The organism is Halomonas sp. HK25, from assembly GCF_047795635.1.
Taxonomy (GTDB): Bacteria; Pseudomonadota; Gammaproteobacteria; order Pseudomonadales; family Halomonadaceae; genus Halomonas.
On sequence record NZ_CP181044.1, the window covers coordinates 63,493 to 79,619 of the forward strand.

Genomic DNA, 16,127 nt, shown 5'->3' on the forward strand with positions numbered 1-16,127 from the left:
ATGGACGATTACGCGGCCTGTTGCCCTGCGGATGATGCGCTACATGGGGCGGGGTCTCTTTCCCGCAATTCCTGAAAGATGACAGGCGTCAGGAGGCAGCATGCGGCATCAGGACAAGGTGGTGGTCATTACCGGGGCTGGCCAGGGAATGGGACGCGCCATGGCGCAGCGTTTTGCGGCGGAGGGGGCCCGGGTGGCAGCCCTGGACCTGCAGGAGGCGGCGGCCAGGGATGTGGCGGCGCAGCTCGGCGACAAGGCGCTGGGGCTCGGCTGTGACGTGGCCGATGCCGCCTCGGTGCAGGCAGCTTTCGAGGCAATCCAAAAGGCCTTCGGCCGCGTGGACGTGCTGGTCAACAGCGCCGGGACCGGCGCGGTAGACAGCTTCCCTGAGGTGCCCGACGAAAACTGGGCGCGCGTTATCGGGGTGAACCTGACCGGCACCTTCCTCTGCTGCCGCGAAGCGGTGCGGCTGATGCAGAAGGGAAGCCACGGTGGCGTGCTGATCAACGTCTCCAGCACGGCGATCGCCACTGGCGAAGGCCCCGCCCACTACTGCGCCACCAAGGCAGGCGTGGTGGGGCTGACACGCAGCATCGCCCGGGAGTTGGCGCCCCAGGGCATCCGCGCCAACGTGCTGGTGCCGGGGCCCACCAACACCCCGATGATGGCGGACATTCCTGACGAGTGGCGTGACCAGATGATCGCCGCGATTCCGCTGGGGCGCATGGCCGAACCGGAGGATCTGGCGGGCGTGGCCTCTTTTCTGGCCAGCGACGATGCGGCCTACATGACCGGTCAGAACGTGTCGGTCAACGGCGGCATGGCGTTCCTTTGAGGGGGTCGGACATGCAGACAGCTTCTCTGGAGCAGCGCCTGGACCGGCTCGAGTCCATCGAGGAGATCCGCCAGCTGGTGGCCAAGTACGCTATCTCCCTGGACATGCGCGACCTGGATGCCCACGTCAACCTTTTCGCCCCGGACATTCGGGTCGGGCGCGAGCGGCGCGGGCGCGAGCACCTCAAGGCCTGGGTGGACACGACGCTGCGTGATCAGTTCACCGGCACCTCCCACCACCTGGGACAGCATCTCATCGAGTTCACTGACCCCGATCATGCGGTAGGGGTCGTCTACTCCAAGAACGAGCATGAGACCGGCCCCGAGTGGGTGATCATGCAGATGCTCTATTGGGACGACTATGAGCGCATCGACGGCCGCTGGTACTTCCGGCGTCGGCTGCCCTGCTATTGGTACGCCAGCGACCTGAATCGTCCGCCCATCGGCGACCTCAAGATGCGCTGGCCGGGCCGGGAGCCTTACGAGGGCACCTTCCACGATCTTTTCCCCTCCTGGCAGGCGTTCTGGGGCCAGCGCCCCGATAAGGAAGCGCTGCCCGAGGTGGCCGCGCCGGCTCCGCTGGAGCGCTTTCTGGTCACCCTGCGGCGCGATACGCCGGCGCCGCGCATACGCGTGCGCTAGCCATGGACGAACAATAACGAGTAACAGAGGACACCTCATGAACCTTGACAGTGACCTGATGCCCTCTCGCACCGGGCATGGCCCGCTGCCAAGTCTGGCGGAGACCCAGGCCAGGCTGGACGAGCGTGCGGCCGCCGTAACGCTGACTCCCGATCTGCCCTATACCTTGGCCGATCGGCTGGAGGAGCAGGCAGAGCGATATGGCGATCGCCCCTTCCTGTATTACCAGGCGGATTGCTATCGCTATGGCGACATCAATGCCTGGGCCAACCAGGTGGCCAATGTCATGGCGGTGCGCGGTGTCAGGGCGGGCGACGTCTGCGCGCTCGCCATGGAGAATCGTCCGGCCTTCTATGCCGCCTGGTTCGGTCTGGTCAAGCTGGGTGCCGTGGTGGCCTTCATCAATACCCAGATTCGCGGCGTGCCTCTGGTACATGCGCTCTCGACCACGGGAGCGGCCCACGCCATCGTTGGCGAGGAGTGTATGGAGAACTTTCAGGCGACCGAGGAGCTGCCCTCCTTGCCGCTGTGGCTGGTCGAGGATGATGAGCTCGCGGCACGCCCGCCCCGAGAGCTGCCCTGGCAGCCACTGGGCGAGGCTATCGCTGCCGCGGAGGTGACGCCGCCGCCGGCCGGCCAGCGTGACGGGGTTCGCACCGGAGATCGCACCCTGCTGATCTTCACCTCGGGGACTACTGGCCTCCCCAAGGCGGCAATCTACAGCCATCTGCGCTGGCTCACCTCCGGGGATGTGATGGTGCCGACCGTCAGGGCCACCAAGGAGGATGTCTTCTACTGCTGCTTGCCGCTTTACCACGGCGCCGCTGCCACCTCGGTGACCTCCACGGCCCTCAAGGCAGGGGCGGCCATCGTGCTGCGCCGCAAGTTCAGCGTCAGCGCCTTCTGGTCGGACATCGAGCGTCACGGGGTCACCGTCTGCCAGTATATCGGCGAGATCTGCCGTTACCTTCTCAACCACGACAGCCAGCCAGGCAAGCATTCGCTCCGCTGCATGCTGGGGGCGGGGCTCTCCGCCGAGATCTGGCAGCGCTGGGTCGAGCGCTTCGGCGAGATGCGCATCCTCGAGGGATGGGGCTCCACCGAAGCCAACACCAGCCTGATCAATGTCGACAACCGGCTGGGTTCCTGCGGCCGGGTGCCGGCCTGGAATCGCACCAATTTCCGTCTTGTGCGCTTCGACGTGGAGACCGAACGACACCTGCGCGACGAGGAGGGCTTCTGCACGCTCTGCGAGCCCGGCGAGGTGGGCGAAGGGCTGGGCATGATCCAGTATGACGAGAACACGCCGGTGGCCCCCTTCGAGGGCTACACCTCGGCCGAGGCCACCGAGCAGAAGATCCTGCGCAACGTCTTTCGGCATGGCGATGCCTTCTGGCGCTCCGGGGACCTGCTGCGCTATGACGAGGATCGCTACTTCTACTTCGTCGATCGCATCGGTGACACCTTCCGCTGGAAGAGCGAGAACGTCTCCACCCAGGAGGTGGCCAACGCCCTGGATGACCTGCCCGGCATGGAGTCGCTCAATATCTATGGCGTGACGGTGCCTGGCTTCGAGGGGCGTGCCGGCATGGCTGCCATCGTCATGCAGCAGGGGCAGGCGTTCGATCCCGAGGCCTTCTATGCGTTGACCGCCGAGCGCCTGCCCGGCTACGCCGCGCCGCAGTTCGTGCGCGTCTCGGCCAGCGCTGACATGACCAGCACCTTCAAGCTGCGCAAGGTGGATCTGCAGCGTCAGGGCTACTGTCCCGAGCTGTGCGGCGAGCCGATCTACCTGCGCGACGACGCTGAGGGGCGCTATGTGCCCTGGTCAGAAGCGCGGCTCGAGAAGCTGGGCCTCCCCGCTTTTCGCCCCTGAGCGGGGCGCCACCCTCCAATACCGCAACGAGGAAAAATAATGACGGGACTGTCAGGCAAGGCGGCCATCGTGGGGGCCGCCCAGTATCGGCCCGAAAAGTATCAGACCGCACCGCAGATGTTCCATCTGGAGCAGGTCGCCGACCTGGCAGGTCGGGCGCTGCGCGACGCCGGCCTGCGCCGGGAGGACCTGGATGGGCTGGTGATCAACGGCCCCCACTTCCACGAGGCCTCGGTCTTCGTGCCGGCCATGGCCGCCGAATACCTGGGCATCGAGGTCAACTTCGCCGAGGTAGTGGACCTCGGCGGCTGTACGCCGGTGGGCATGGTGTGGCGCGCCGCTGCTGCCATCGAGATGGGCCTCTGTCAGGCGGTGCTCTGCGTGCTGCCGGCGCGCATGGCACCCTTCGGCCCCGACGAGGACCCGGCCTGGATGGCCCGGGCCATGCGCTTCGGTGGTCACAGCACCGCCTTCGGCGCGCCGGAAGCAGAGTTCGACCTGCCTTACGGCCACATGGGGCAGAACACCGGCTACGCCATGATCGCCCAGCGCTATGCGGCCCGCTACGGCTATGACCCCAGGGCCATGGCCAAGATCGCCGTGGATCAACGCACCAATGCCCTGGCCAACCCCGAGGCGATCTTCCACGGTCAGCCGCTCAGCGTCGAGGATGTCCTGGCCAGTCGGAAAGTGGCCGACCCGCTGCACGTGCTCGAGATCGTCATGCCCGTGGCCGGCGGGGCCGCGGTGATCGTCGCCTCCAAGGAGCTGGCCGCCCGGGCGAAGCACCGTCCGGCCTTCGTCACCGGCTTCGGCGAGCGGCTCGCCTTCAAGTCGCCCTCCTACGCCGAGGAGATGACCGAGACCCCCATCGCCCACGCCGCGCGCCAGGCCTTCACCATGTCCGGCACCCGGCCAGGCGACATGGACGCGGCCCAGATCTACGACTGCTACACCATCACGGTGCTGCTCAGCCTCGAGGATGCCGGCTTCTGCGGCAAGGGTGAGGGCATGGCCTTCGTGCGCGAGCACGACCTGACCTGGAAGGGAGACTTCCCTCTCAACACCCACGGCGGGCAGCTCAGTTTCGGGCAGGCCGCGGCGGCGGGGGGCATGTCCCAGGTGATCGAGGCCTATACCCAGATCGCCGGCCGGGCCGGCGAGCGCCAGCTCTCGCGCTGCGACCAGGCTTTCGTGTCGGGAACGGGTGGCGTGATGAGTGAGCAGGGCGCACTGATTCTTCAGGGGAGTTGAGAGCATGGACTACAAACCGCTACCCGTGGTGACCGAGATCAGCCGCCCCTTCTGGGAAGGGCTGAAGGAAGGGCGCCTGCTGCTGCAGCGCTGCGATGCCTGCGAAGGCTGGGTCTTCTATCCGCGCCGCCACTGCACACACTGTCTCTCGCCCGAGCTGAGCTGGAAGGAGGCGTCGGGCGAGGCGACCCTCTACAGCTATACCCTGGCGCGCATTCCCACCCTGCCCGAGTTCGCCGATGAGTCGCCTCAGGCGCTGGCGGTGGTGGAGCTGGCCGAGGGGGTGCGCATGAACACCACCCTGGTCGGCCTTGCCGAGGAGGAGATCGAGGTGGGCATGGCGCTTCAACCGAGCTTCTGTCGGGTCAATGCTCGCGGCGATACCCTGCTGCGCTTTACCCGCCCAGGCGGGGAGCGCGAGCGCGATGAGACGCCGGTTCTGGCCAGGGACGAGCAGGGTCGCCGCCGGGTCTCCTTCGATGACGCCGCGGCCGTGGCCAGCCTGGTCGGCGACGAGTTCAGCGCCTGGAGTGCGCCGCTCTTGATCGACCAGCCGCTGGTGGACCGCTTCGCCGAGCTCTCCGGCGACGACTACTGGATCCATACCGACCCGGAGCGGGCCGCCCGGGAGAGCCCCTACGGTACCACCATCGCCCATGGGGCCCTGGTGCAGGTGCTGCAGTCGCGGCTGACGCTGCCCCTGGATTTCGTCATCGAAGGTTTTTCGACGGTGGTCAACTACGGCTCCGATCGACTGAGATTCCCGGCGCCGGTCCCTGTCGGGTCTAGCGTTCAGGCTCGTGCGCGGGTCAAGGAGGCCGGCGTCACTCGCAAGGGCACCAAGGTGGTGCTCGAGGTGCACACCCACGTGGTGGGCGAGGAGCGTCCCTCGGTCATCAATGACCTGGTGATGTTCTACCGCTAGCGGCATTACCTCTCGACGTTGCTTCATGCGGCAAGCCCTTGTCGCCGGCAGGATTACTGTCCGGCGACTTTTTTTATGTGTCTTCTGGTGCAGCGGCTGTCGGCGCCGTCTGGAGTGGCCGGGCAGCCCTGCGCGGGTCGGTCTGGAGTGTCGAACATGTCGAAACACCATGATGTCATCGTGGTGGGTGCCGGTTCAGCCGGCTGCGCGGCGGCCTATCGGCTGGCCCAACGCGGTTTGCGTGTCCTGCTGCTGGAAGCTGGCGGCCATGATCGGAAGCTTGCCGTTCGCGTGCCCATCGGCTTTGCCTCGTTGCTTGGCGAAGGCCCGGGTAACTGGGGCTACCGCAGCGAGCCGGAAACCCACCTCGATGGCCTGCGTGTCGCTCTGCCCCGCGGCAAGCTGCTCGGCGGCTGCAGCAGTATCAATGGAATGGTCTATATCCGCGGTCAGCGCGAGGATTACGATGGCTGGGCCCAGGCGGGGAATCCGGGCTGGTCATTTGACGAAGTGCTACCGCTGTTTCGTCGCTCGGAACGCCATTGGCGTGGAGAGAGTGACTTTCACGGTTGTGCGGGGCGACTCTCGGTCACCCCGGTAACACGGAAGCTGCAAGTATGCGATGCCTTCATTGCTGCTGCCGAGCAGGCTGGCATTCCCCGTAACGATGACTTCAACGGCGCCGTTCAGGAGGGCGCTGGCTACTTCGAGGCAACCATTGAGCGCGGCCAGCGTCAGAGCAGCGCGCGTGCCTTCCTGGGGAGACGACAACGGTCAGCCGGCCTCAAGGTGGTGACCGGGTTTCATGTCAGTCGGCTGACGTTTGATGGGCGCCGGGTGGTCGGGGTAGTGGGGTGGCAGCGGGGCAAACGCGAGCTTCAGCATCTGAGTGCCGGTGAGGTCGTGCTCAGCGCCGGTGCTTTCAATTCGCCCAAGCTGCTGGAGCTCTCGGGCGTTGGCCAGGGAGCCAGGCTTCATGAACTGGGCATTCCTGTCCAGGCCGATCTACCCGGCGTGGGGGAACATCTTCAGGATCACGCCAACAGCTATCTCTACTTCACCACTCGACAAGGAGAGACCTACTACGACCACGTGCGCGGTCGGCGACTGCCGTTGACACTGCTCGACTACCTGGTGCGCCGGGGCGGCATCTTTGCCAATCCTGCCGCACAGGCCGGGGCCTTCCTGCGAGTGAACCCGGAGGCAGTCCGTCCGGATGCTCAGATTCACTTCGCGGCGGCGGCCGCCCGTGCCGATGCGACCGGGCGCCTGACGCCTGTGCCCGGCATCTGTGCCAGCATCTGCCAGCTGCGCCCAGGCAGCTATGGCAGCGTGCACATTCGCAGCGCCCGATGCGAGGAGGCGCCAGCCATTCGGCTCAACTACCTGGCGCGGGAAGAAGACCGGCGCTTTCAGCTTGCTGCCGTACGTCGACTGCGAGACATCTTCGCTCAGTCTCCCCTGGCTGACATGCTCGATGCCGAGCTGCCCCCGCTTTCCGGGTGTCTAAATGATGCGGCACTGCTGGATGGGATACGTGCAAACCTGGAATCGGTGCACCATCCGGCCGGAAGCTGTCGCATGGGGAGCGGGCCTGATGCGGTCGTCGATCCTACGCTTCGGGTGCATGGGGTCGAGGGGCTGCGTGTGGCGGATGCCTCCATCATGCCGACCCTGGTTTCCGGAAACACCCATGCGGCTTCGGTGATGATCGGCGAGAAGGTCGCGGATCTGATCAGCGTAGCAGGCGAGGGATTCATCGGTAGTCTCAACGGACGATGATGGTGGGCTGACGGCTTGCGGATACTGGGTCCATACACTGGACAAGTAAGGAGTCCGCAAGATGGAAATCCGCAGCCTGGCCTACATCGTGGCCCAGAGCGATAACCTGACCGAATGGCGTGAGTACGCCGAGAATGTCCTGGGCATGATGGTTCAGCAGGCCCCCGGGGAGGGGCTCTATCTGAAGATGGACGAGCGTCCCCACCGCATGCTGGTGGTGCCCGGTCGCGACAAGCGCTATGTCGCCTCCGGGTGGGAGCTGGCCAACGAGGGCGAGTTCCAGGCGGCGCTGGCCGAGCTCGAGGCGAAAGGTGTGCCCTATGAGCTCGGCGACGAGGCCCTCTGTGACCAGCGTGGCTTCCAGGCCGTGGCGATCTGCCGTGATCCCTCCGGCAACCGTCACGAGCTGGTCTGGGGGCATCGCTCCGGCCTGCTGCCCTTCATCTCACCACAGGGCGTGCCGCGCTTCGTGACCGGCGACATGGGCCTGGGGCATACGGTATTGCCGGCGCCCAACTTCGACGAGACCCTGACCTTCGTCCGGGATGTGCTGGGCTTCGAGCACTCCGACATCTTCAACTTTCGCCCCGACCCCTCGGCTCCGCCGGTGCGCATCCACTTCATGCACTGCCGCAATCGTCGCCACCACAGCCTGGCGCTGGCTGCCTTCCCCGTGGAGAGCGGCTGCGTTCACGTCATGGTGGAGGTGGATGACATGACCGAGGTGGGGCGTGCCGACGATCGTCGTCGCGAGCATGGAGTCGCCCTCTCCGCGACCTTGGGCGAGCACCTCAACGACCGCATGACTTCCTTTTACATGAAGACGCCATCGGGTTTCGATCTGGAATTCGGCCATGGCGGGCTGGAGGTGGACTGGGCCGAGCACAGCGTCTTCGAGTTCACCCGGGTCAGCATCTGGGGACACGACTTCTCAGTGGGTCAGCAGGGGGGTGAGCAATGAACAAGCAGATGACGGCGGCCGAGGCAGTTGGCCAGCTCGAGGACGGCATGACCATCGGCTTCGGCGGCTGGGGCCCCCGGCGCAAGCCCATGGCCCTGGTACGCGAGATCCTGCGCAGCGATGTCAGGGATCTCACCGTGGTGGCCTATGGCGGGCCCGAGGTCGGCATGCTGTGCGCGGCCGGCAAGGTGAAGAAGCTGATCTACGGCTTTGCCACCTTGGACGCCATCCCCCTGGAGCCCTGGTACCGCAAGGCGCGCCAGGCTGGCGAGCTGGAGCTGATGGAGCTTGACGAGGGGATGTTCCAGTGGGGGCTGCGTGCTGCCGGAATGCGCCTGCCTTTTCTGCCCACCCGCTGCGGCATCGGCACCGACGTGTTGACTCACAACCCCGAACTCAAGCTGGTCCGCTCTCCCTATGACGACGGTGAGACCCTGGTGGCCATGCCGGCGCTCAACCTCGACGCCGCCTTCGTGCACGTCAATGTCGCGGACCGCCTGGGCAACGCCCTGATCCAGGGGCGCGACCCCTATTTCGACCATCTCCTTGCACGCGCTGCCGACCGCTGCTTCGTCTCCGCCGAGCGCATTGAGGAGCGTCTCGAGCTGACGCCGGAGCAGGCCCGGGACAACACCTTCGAGCGCTATCTGGTCAGCGGCGTGGTGGAAGCGCCTCTTGGGGCGCATCCCACCAGCTGCGACCCGGAGTATGGCTGGGATCTGGAGCACCTGAAGCGCTATGTCGCCAGCGCCAGCGATGAGGGAGGCTGGCAGGCCTATCACGATGCCTTCATCGCCCCGGGCGAAGCCGCCTATCAGGACGCCAACGGCGGCAGCGGTACGATCCGTCGCCTGCCGCGACCGATATTTTAAGGAGAGAGGCGATGAGCAAGAGTACCGATTTTACCCTGGCCGAGCTGATGATCGTGGCGGCCGCGGAGGCCTGGCGGGGCGACGGCGAACTGATCGCCTCCGGGCTCGGGGTGATTCCTCGCCTGGGCGCCAGCCTGGCCAAGCTGACCCATACGCCGGAGCTGCTCATGACCGACAGCGAGTCGCTGTTGGTGGAGACGCCGATTCCACTGGGACCCAGGAGCGAAGAGCCGAGCTATGCCGGTTACCTGCCCTTCGAGCGCATGTTCGAGTGTGTGGCCGGAGGGCGCCGCCACGCCATGATCGGGCCGACTCAGATCGACCGCTTCGGCCAGACCAACCTCTCCTGCATCGGCGACTATTCGCGACCCAAGGTGGCCATGCTGGGAGTGCGCGGCCTGCCCGGCAACAGCATCAACCATATCAACTCCTTCTTCGTGCCCGCCCACACCCGGCGGGTCTTCGTCGAGGGCGAGGTCGATATGGTCTCCGGGGCCGGCTACCACCCGACCCGCTACGCCGAGGGGATGCGCCGCGACCTGCTGGAGATCCGCCATATCGTCAGCGACCTGTGCGTTCTGGACTTCGAGGGCCCGGACCACGCCATTCGCGTGCGCTCCCTGCATCCCGGCGTGACCTTCGACGAGGTCCAGGACAACACAGGCTTCCCGCTGGAGAAGGTCCCGAACCTTGGTGAGACGCCCGCCCCGAGCGCCGAGCAGCTGGCGCTGATTGAGCGCCTTGATCCCCACAACCTGCGTGCCAAGGCCCTCAAGGGCAATCCGCCCGGACGCCGCCAGACAGCCTGAGGAGGTCACCATGTCCCATGACGATATCCGCGTTGAGCGCGCCGACGAGTCCTGCTACGAGACCGACGAGCCGGTACGCTATGGCGTCGAGGGGGGAGTGGCGACCCTGACCCTCAACCGTCCAGAGTTCAACAACGCCCAGAACTCGCAGATGACCTATGCCCTGGACGCGGCCTTCCGGCGCGCGGTGGACGACCCCGAGGTCAAGGTCATCGTGCTGTGCGGTGCCGGTCGCCACTTCTCGGCGGGTCACGACATCGGCACGCCGGGGCGTGATATCAACCGCTCCTTCGAGCGTCGCCACCTGTGGTGGGATCACACCGACAAGCCCGGCGGCGAGTACCTCTATGTTCGCGAGCAGGAGGTTTATCTCAACATGTGCCGGCGCTGGCGGGAGATCCCCAAGCCGGTCATCGCCAAGGTACACGGCGCCTGCGTGGCCGGCGGCCTGATGCTGGCCTGGATCTGCGACTTGATCATCGCCAGCGATGACGCCTTCTTCCAGGACCCGGTGGTTCGCATGGGCATTCCCGGGGTGGAGTACTTCGCCCACCCCTACGAGATGGCCCCGCGCCTGGCCAAGGAGTTCCTCTTCCTGGGGGAGCGGGTCGGCGCCGAGCGGGCCTGGCAGATGGGGATGGTCAATCGGGTGGTGAGCCGCGATGCGCTGGACGCCACCGTGACCGACATCGCCACGCGCATTGCCGCCCAGCCGCGCATGGGGCTGGCGTTGACCAAGCAGGTGATCAACCACATCGAGGATCTGCAGGGCAAACGCAGCGGCATGGAGGCGGCTTTCGCCTGGCACCACTTTGCTCACGTGCACAACGAGCAGGTCTCCGGCGATCTGCTGGGGGGATATGACGCCAAGGGCATGGCGAGGGAAAACAAGGCGGCGGCCGGGGAGGGCTCATGAGCCTGCCCGCCACCCCCCTGACCGAGCGGCTGGGCTGCCGCTATCCGATCGTCCAGACCGCCATGGGCTGGGTCTCGGACGCCGGCCTGGTAGCGGCCACCACCCGTGCCGGCGGCTTCGGCTTCCTGGCCGGGGCCACCATCGCCCCCGAGTCCCTGGAGGCTGAGATCCTCAAGGTGATCGAGCTGACCGGCAGCCACCGCTTCGGCCTCAACTTCCACATGTTCCAGTCCAACGCCGCCGACTGCGTGGAGTTGGCCATCCGTCACCGCCTCGCCGCGGTGAGCTACGGCCGCGGTCCCGACGCGGCCACGGTCGCCCGCCTCAAGGAGGCCGGTGTGCTGTGCATTCCCACCGTGGGGGCTCTCAAGCATGCCGTCAAGGCAGAGGCCATGGGCGCCGACATGATCACCATTCAGGGTAGCGAGGGCGGCGGCCACACCGGCAGCGTGCCCTCCACCATTCTGCTGCCCCAGGTGCTCGACAGCGTGAAGGTGCCGGTCATCGCTGCCGGCGGCTTCTCCACCGGGCGTGGCCTGGCCGCTGCTCTGGCCGCCGGGGCGGCGGGCATCGCTATGGGCACGCGTTTCCTGATGACCAGCAACTCCCCGACCCCCGCCAGCACCCTGGAGCGCTATCTGGCGGTGGAGGATCCGGCGCATATCAAAGTGTCGCTTGCCGTGGACGGCATGCGCCATCGGATGATCGACAACGCCTTTATCCGTCAGCTGGAAGAGGCCGGTCCCCTGCGCCGCCTGCTGATCGCCCTGCGCAGCGCCCGGCGCTGGCAGCGGGAGACCGGCATGACCCACCGCCAGGCGCTGGGCATACTGCGCCGCGCCTTACGCGAGGATCCCGCGGCCCTGGCGCAGACGGTGATGGCCGCCAACCAGCCGGTGCTGCTGCAGCACTCAATGGTTGAGGGCCGGGCCGAGGCGGGCATACTGCCCAGCGGCCAGGTGGCCGCTTCCATCAATAGCCTAATCAGCGTCGAGGAGCTGATCGAAACTATCGTCAACGACGCCGAACGCTGTCTCGCCCGCCTCTCTCTGGCGCGCCAGGAGACGGCAGAGGGTTCGACTACCGCGGAGGTGAACTGAGATGAGTGCCTTTCAGACACGGCTCGAGGCCCATATCGCCGAGGTGGTCATCGACCGGCCGCCGGTCAATGCCCTCGACAGCTCGGAGTGGCATGCCCTGGCCGCCGAGATCGACCGGCTTGGTGCCGACCCAGAGGTGCGCGTCATCGTGCTGCGCGCCGAGGGGCGAGGCTTCTGCGCCGGCGTCGACATCAAGGAGCTGGACCGCCATCCGGAGCGCATTGTGGCGGTCAACGCCGGCAACTACGCCACCTTTCGGGCCATCCACCGCTCGCCGGTGCCGGTCATCGTGGCGGTGCATGGCTATGTGCTTGGCGGCGGTATCGGCATGACCGGTGCCGCCGACATCGTGGTGGCGTCGCGCTGCGCCAGCTTTGCGCTGCCTGAAGTAGACCGCGGTGCCATGGGCGGCGGGGCCCACCTGCAGCGCCTCTTTCCGGTTCAGAAGGTGCGCTACCTCTTCTTCACCGGCGAGGCGATCTCTGCCGAGGAAGCGAGCCGCTACGGCTTCATCGAGCGCCTGGTGGAGCGATCCGAGCTCGCCGCTACCGCCCGCGAGATTGCCGCCGCCATCGCTGCCAAGAGCCCGGCGATGATCCGTATCGCCAAGGAGGCGCTCAACGGCATCGAGGACGGCAACCTGGAGGACAAGTATCGCTGGGAGCAGGGCTTCACCCTGCAGGCCTACACCTCGCCCGATTCTGCCGAGACCCGCCGCGCCTTCGTCGAGAAGCGCGAGGCCACCTTCTGAGGAGCCGTCATGGAGCTGAGCTATACCCCCGAACAACAGGCCTTCCGGCGCGAGGTGCGGGCCTGGCTGGCCGAGAACGTACCGAGTGAACCGCTGGCGAGCTACGACACCCGTGAAGGGTTCGAGCAGCATCGCGAGTGGGAGCGGCGCCTCTTCGACAATCGCCTCTCCATGGTCATGTGGCCGGAGCACCTTGGCGGGCGCGGTTGCGACCTGATCGACTGGCTGATCTTCGAGGAGGAGTACTTCGCCGCCGAGGCGCCGCAGCGCATCAATCAGAACGGCCAGCTGCTGCTGGGCCCCACCCTGATGGAGTTCGGCACCGAGGCCCAGAAACGTCGCTTCTTGCCCCTCATGGCCTCCAGCGAAGAGATGTGGGCCCAGGGCTGGTCGGAGCCCAACGCCGGCTCCGACATGGCCGCTATCGCCAGCAAGGCGATCCGCGACGGCGACCACTATGTGATCAACGGCCAGAAAACCTGGTCGACCCGCGCCAGCTTCGCCGACTGGGTCTTCGGCCTGTTCCGCAGCGACCCCGAATCGAGCCGACATCGCGGCCTGAGCTATCTGCTGGTGCCTTTGGATGCCGAAGGGGTGACGATCCGCCCGATTCGCGCCCTCAACGGCAAGGAAGCCTTCGCCGAGATCTTCTTCGACAATGTGCGGGTGCCGGTGGAGAACCGGATCGGTGAGGAGGGCGCCGGTTGGCAGGTGGCCATGGCCACCGCCGGCTTCGAGCGCGGCCTGCTGCTGCGCTCACCGGCCCGCTATCAGCAGGCGGCCCGCCGCCTGGTCGAGCTCTACCGCCGCCATCCCGAACAGGCTCGACGCGACCCCGCCCTGCGCGATGCGGTCTGTGAAGCCTGGTCCGGTGCCGAAGCCTATGCGCTCTCCGCCTATCACACCGTGGGGCGCCTGGCCCGGGGCGAGAAGATCGGCGCGGAGGCGAGCATCAACAAGATCGTCTGGTCGGAGCTCGACCTCAAGCTGCACGAGACCGCCATGCGGCTGCTGGGCCCCCGCGGCGAACTGCTGGCCCAGGCGCCCGAGATCGGTGAGGAGTCACGCTGGCTGGAGGGCTTCCTGTTCGCCCAGGCGGGCACCCTCTATGCCGGGGCCAACGAGATTCAGCGCAACATCATCGCCGAGCGCATGCTCGGCCTGCCCAAGTCCTGAGGTCTGCCATGGATTTTACCTTTACCGACGACCAGTTGGCCTTCCGGGAAGCGATCAGCCGCTTCCTCATGGTGGAGGCGGCCCCCGAGGTGCTCCGTGAGATATGGGAGACCGATGCCGGTCGCTCACCTGACCTGCGCAGCAAGATGGCCGAGCAGGGACTCACGGCGCTCTCCGTCCCCGAATCGGCGGGCGGCATGGGCATGGGTGACGTTGCCTGGTCGCTGATGACCCAGGAGCTTGGCTACTACGGCATTCCGGACTCCCTAGCTGATACCGCCTACGTCGCCTGTGGTCTGCTCTGCGCGCTGCCCGAGGAGGTGCGAGACCGCCAGGGTTGGCTCGAAGGCATCGCCGAGGGCGGTCTGCGTATCGCCATCGGCGACCCGGTCAACCCGCTGGTGGCCGATGCGCATCTGGCGGACCTGCTGCTGATGGCCCACGAGGATGAGGTTCACCTGGTACCCCGGGCCCTGGTAGACGTGGAAGCCAACCCCAGTATCGATGCCTCCCGGCGGCTGATGAGGGTCATGTGGGAGCCGACTTCGGCGACCCGGGTGGTGTCCCGCGAGGTGGGCCAGGCGCTGTGGGCCCAGACCGTGGATCGTGGCGCCCAGTCGGTGGCGGGCCAGCTGCTGGGTCTGGCCCAGCGGATGCTCGACCTCTCGGTGGACTATGTGGCTCAGCGCCGCCAGTTCGGCAAGCCGCTGGGCGCCTTCCAGGCGGTCAAGCATCAGCTGGCCGATGTGGCCGGCAAGATCGAGTTCGCCAAGCCGCTGCTCTACCGCGCCGCTCACTCCCTGGAAACCCGGGATCCCGATGCCTCGCTGCATGTCTCCCAGGCCAAGCTGGCCTGCGGTGAGGCGGCCTGGCTGGCGGCCCGCAACGGCATACAGGTGCATGGCGCCATGGGCTACACCTGGGAAGTCGACCTGCAGATGTTCATGAAGCGCGCCTGGGCCCTGGATGCCGCCTGGGGCGATCGCGGCTTTCACAAGGCGCGCATCGCCGACGCCATTCTCGCCGAGGGCGCTGCGCTGGGCCCCGGTCACACCTTCAGGGAGGCCCCATGAGCGAGGCTTATATCGTAGATGCCCTGCGCACGCCCACCGGGCGGCGCAAGGGAGGGTTGGCCGAGGTGCACGCCATTGATCTGGGCGCGGCGGCGCTGGCGGCACTGGTAGCCCGCAACGGCGTGCCCGCCGCCGACTATGACGACGTCATCTTCGGCTGCGTGGACACCATCGGCTCCCAGGCGGGAGATATCGCCCGCACCAGCTGGCTGGCAGCGGGGCTGCCGCTGAACGTGCCGGGCACCACCGTGGACCGCCAGTGCGGCTCCTCCCAGCAGGCGCTGCACTTCGCGGCCCAGGCGGTGATGAGCGGCACCCAGGATGTGGTGGCGGTGGGGGGCGTGCAGACCATGACGCAGATCCCCATCTCGTCGGCCATGCTGGCCGGCCAGCCGCTGGGCTTTCCGGACCCCTTCTCGGGCAGCCGCGGCTGGCAGGCGCGCTTCGGCGATGCTCCGGTCAACCAGTTCTATGCCGCCCAGCGCATCGCCGATCACTGGGGCTTCTCCCGGGCCCAGATGGAGGCCTTTGCTCTGGAGAGCCATCGCCGCGCCCTGGCTGCCAGGGCGGCGGGGCATTTCGAGGCCGAGATCGTGCCCGTCGCCGGCGTCGAGCACGACGAGACGCCTCGCGAGACCACCCTTGAGAAGATGGCCGAGCTGGAGCCCGTTGATCCGACCTACCCGTCGATCACTGCGGCGGTCTCCAGCCAGACCGCTGATGCGGCGGCCGCCCTGCTGGTGGTCTCCAAGCGGGCCCTGAAGCGCTACGGCCTGACGCCCCGGGCCCGCATCCACCACCTGAGCGTGCTGGGCGACGACCCCATCTGGCACCTGCGGGCGCCGATTCCCGCCACCCAGGCGGCGCTCAAGAAAAGCGGGCTTTCCCTGGCCGAGATCGACCGGGTGGAGATCAACGAGGCCTTCGCCTCGGTGGTCATGGCCTGGCTGGCCGAGACTGGCTACGACCCGGAACGCACCAACGTCAACGGCGGTGCCATCGCCCTCGGCCACCCCCTGGGGGCTACTGGGGCGCGGCTGATGACCAGCCTGCTTCACGAGCTTGAGCGCAGCGGCGGCCGCTTCGGCCTGCAGACCATGTGCGAGGGCGGCGGTCAGGCCAACGTGACCATCATCGAACGACTCTGAGGAGAGAG

The 16,127-nt window shown here is 66.9% G+C and carries 15 protein-coding genes; all 15 read left to right on the forward strand.

From position 1 onward, the window contains the following. Nucleotides 1-100: 100 nt before the first annotated feature. The 15 genes from ACM26W_RS00270 (at nucleotide 101) to ACM26W_RS00340 (ending at nucleotide 16,119) form a co-directional block, all read left to right on the forward strand. A complete protein-coding gene (locus ACM26W_RS00270; protein WP_416138882.1) occupies nucleotides 101-835 on the forward strand; it encodes an SDR family NAD(P)-dependent oxidoreductase in 735 nt (244 codons plus the stop codon). Nucleotides 836-846: 11 nt separating this feature from the next. Continuing rightward, nucleotides 847-1,476 carry a nuclear transport factor 2 family protein gene (locus ACM26W_RS00275; protein WP_416138883.1) on the forward strand — a complete coding sequence of 210 codons (630 nt, stop codon included), beginning with the start codon at nucleotides 847-849 and terminating at the stop codon, nucleotides 1,474-1,476. A 37-nt stretch (nucleotides 1,477-1,513) separates the two neighbouring features. Further along, nucleotides 1,514-3,352, forward strand: coding sequence for a long-chain-acyl-CoA synthetase (locus tag ACM26W_RS00280; RefSeq protein ID WP_416138884.1), 1,839 nt, complete (start codon nucleotides 1,514-1,516; stop codon nucleotides 3,350-3,352). A gap of 39 nt (nucleotides 3,353-3,391) precedes the next feature. After that, the gene (locus tag ACM26W_RS00285) at nucleotides 3,392-4,606 is read left to right on the forward strand and encodes a thiolase family protein (protein ID WP_416138885.1); all 1,215 of its coding nucleotides are present in this window, start codon (nucleotides 3,392-3,394) and stop codon (nucleotides 4,604-4,606) included. Between the two features lie 4 nt (nucleotides 4,607-4,610). Further along, the gene (locus tag ACM26W_RS00290; protein WP_416138886.1) at nucleotides 4,611-5,531 is read left to right on the forward strand and encodes an OB-fold domain-containing protein; all 921 of its coding nucleotides are present in this window, start codon (nucleotides 4,611-4,613) and stop codon (nucleotides 5,529-5,531) included. A gap of 156 nt (nucleotides 5,532-5,687) precedes the next feature. Continuing rightward, the gene (locus ACM26W_RS00295) at nucleotides 5,688-7,313 is read left to right on the forward strand and encodes a GMC family oxidoreductase (RefSeq protein ID WP_416138887.1); all 1,626 of its coding nucleotides are present in this window, start codon (nucleotides 5,688-5,690) and stop codon (nucleotides 7,311-7,313) included. 61 nt (nucleotides 7,314-7,374) lie between these two features. Further along, a complete protein-coding gene (locus ACM26W_RS00300; protein WP_416138888.1) occupies nucleotides 7,375-8,274 on the forward strand; it encodes a VOC family protein in 900 nt (299 codons plus the stop codon). Continuing rightward, nucleotides 8,271-9,146: a CoA transferase subunit A gene (locus ACM26W_RS00305; protein WP_416138889.1), complete on the forward strand. Its 876-nt coding sequence runs from the start codon at nucleotides 8,271-8,273 to the stop codon at nucleotides 9,144-9,146. Before ACM26W_RS00300 ends, ACM26W_RS00305 begins: the two co-directional genes overlap by 4 nt. A gap of 11 nt (nucleotides 9,147-9,157) precedes the next feature. Further along, nucleotides 9,158-9,955: a CoA-transferase subunit beta gene (locus ACM26W_RS00310; RefSeq protein ID WP_416138890.1), complete on the forward strand. Its 798-nt coding sequence runs from the start codon at nucleotides 9,158-9,160 to the stop codon at nucleotides 9,953-9,955. A gap of 10 nt (nucleotides 9,956-9,965) precedes the next feature. Next, nucleotides 9,966-10,871 (forward strand): enoyl-CoA hydratase, encoded by a 906-nt coding sequence (locus ACM26W_RS00315; protein WP_416138891.1) that lies wholly within the window; start codon nucleotides 9,966-9,968, stop codon nucleotides 10,869-10,871. Beyond that, a complete protein-coding gene (locus ACM26W_RS00320) occupies nucleotides 10,868-11,971 on the forward strand; it encodes an NAD(P)H-dependent flavin oxidoreductase (RefSeq protein ID WP_416138892.1) in 1,104 nt (367 codons plus the stop codon). Before ACM26W_RS00315 ends, ACM26W_RS00320 begins: the two co-directional genes overlap by 4 nt. Nucleotide 11,972: 1 nt before the next feature. Continuing rightward, complete coding sequence (locus ACM26W_RS00325) at nucleotides 11,973-12,722, forward strand: enoyl-CoA hydratase family protein (RefSeq protein ID WP_416138893.1); 750 nt, start codon at nucleotides 11,973-11,975, stop codon at nucleotides 12,720-12,722. 9 nt (nucleotides 12,723-12,731) lie between these two features. Further along, a complete protein-coding gene (locus ACM26W_RS00330; RefSeq protein ID WP_416138894.1) occupies nucleotides 12,732-13,898 on the forward strand; it encodes an acyl-CoA dehydrogenase family protein in 1,167 nt (388 codons plus the stop codon). Nucleotides 13,899-13,906: 8 nt separating this feature from the next. Next, the gene (locus ACM26W_RS00335; protein WP_416138895.1) at nucleotides 13,907-14,971 is read left to right on the forward strand and encodes an acyl-CoA dehydrogenase family protein; all 1,065 of its coding nucleotides are present in this window, start codon (nucleotides 13,907-13,909) and stop codon (nucleotides 14,969-14,971) included. Further along, a complete protein-coding gene (locus ACM26W_RS00340) occupies nucleotides 14,968-16,119 on the forward strand; it encodes an acetyl-CoA C-acetyltransferase (protein ID WP_416138896.1) in 1,152 nt (383 codons plus the stop codon). The genes ACM26W_RS00335 and ACM26W_RS00340 overlap by 4 nt, the downstream gene beginning before the upstream one ends. The last annotated feature ends 8 nt before the right edge of the window (nucleotides 16,120-16,127 follow it).

What these genes read in the sequence shown, in the direction of transcription:
- ACM26W_RS00335 (WP_416138895.1), top strand. Translation starts at nt 13,907, where the DNA reads ATGGATTTTACCTTTACCGACGACCAGTTGGCCTTCCGGGAAGCGATC.
- ACM26W_RS00290 (WP_416138886.1), top strand. Translation starts at nt 4,611, where the DNA reads ATGGACTACAAACCGCTACCCGTGGTGACCGAGATCAGCCGCCCCTTC.
- ACM26W_RS00300 (WP_416138888.1), top strand. Translation starts at nt 7,375, where the DNA reads ATGGAAATCCGCAGCCTGGCCTACATCGTGGCCCAGAGCGATAACCTG.
- ACM26W_RS00295 (WP_416138887.1), top strand. Translation starts at nt 5,688, where the DNA reads ATGTCGAAACACCATGATGTCATCGTGGTGGGTGCCGGTTCAGCCGGC.
- ACM26W_RS00280 (WP_416138884.1), top strand. Translation starts at nt 1,514, where the DNA reads ATGAACCTTGACAGTGACCTGATGCCCTCTCGCACCGGGCATGGCCCG.
- ACM26W_RS00310 (WP_416138890.1), top strand. Translation starts at nt 9,158, where the DNA reads ATGAGCAAGAGTACCGATTTTACCCTGGCCGAGCTGATGATCGTGGCG.
- ACM26W_RS00315 (WP_416138891.1), top strand. Translation starts at nt 9,966, where the DNA reads ATGTCCCATGACGATATCCGCGTTGAGCGCGCCGACGAGTCCTGCTAC.
- ACM26W_RS00325 (WP_416138893.1), top strand. Translation starts at nt 11,973, where the DNA reads ATGAGTGCCTTTCAGACACGGCTCGAGGCCCATATCGCCGAGGTGGTC.
- ACM26W_RS00275 (WP_416138883.1), top strand. Translation starts at nt 847, where the DNA reads ATGCAGACAGCTTCTCTGGAGCAGCGCCTGGACCGGCTCGAGTCCATC.
- ACM26W_RS00270 (WP_416138882.1), top strand. Translation starts at nt 101, where the DNA reads ATGCGGCATCAGGACAAGGTGGTGGTCATTACCGGGGCTGGCCAGGGA.
- ACM26W_RS00285 (WP_416138885.1), top strand. Translation starts at nt 3,392, where the DNA reads ATGACGGGACTGTCAGGCAAGGCGGCCATCGTGGGGGCCGCCCAGTAT.
- ACM26W_RS00340 (WP_416138896.1), top strand. Translation starts at nt 14,968, where the DNA reads ATGAGCGAGGCTTATATCGTAGATGCCCTGCGCACGCCCACCGGGCGG.
- ACM26W_RS00330 (WP_416138894.1), top strand. Translation starts at nt 12,732, where the DNA reads ATGGAGCTGAGCTATACCCCCGAACAACAGGCCTTCCGGCGCGAGGTG.
- ACM26W_RS00305 (WP_416138889.1), top strand. Translation starts at nt 8,271, where the DNA reads ATGAACAAGCAGATGACGGCGGCCGAGGCAGTTGGCCAGCTCGAGGAC.
- ACM26W_RS00320 (WP_416138892.1), top strand. Translation starts at nt 10,868, where the DNA reads ATGAGCCTGCCCGCCACCCCCCTGACCGAGCGGCTGGGCTGCCGCTAT.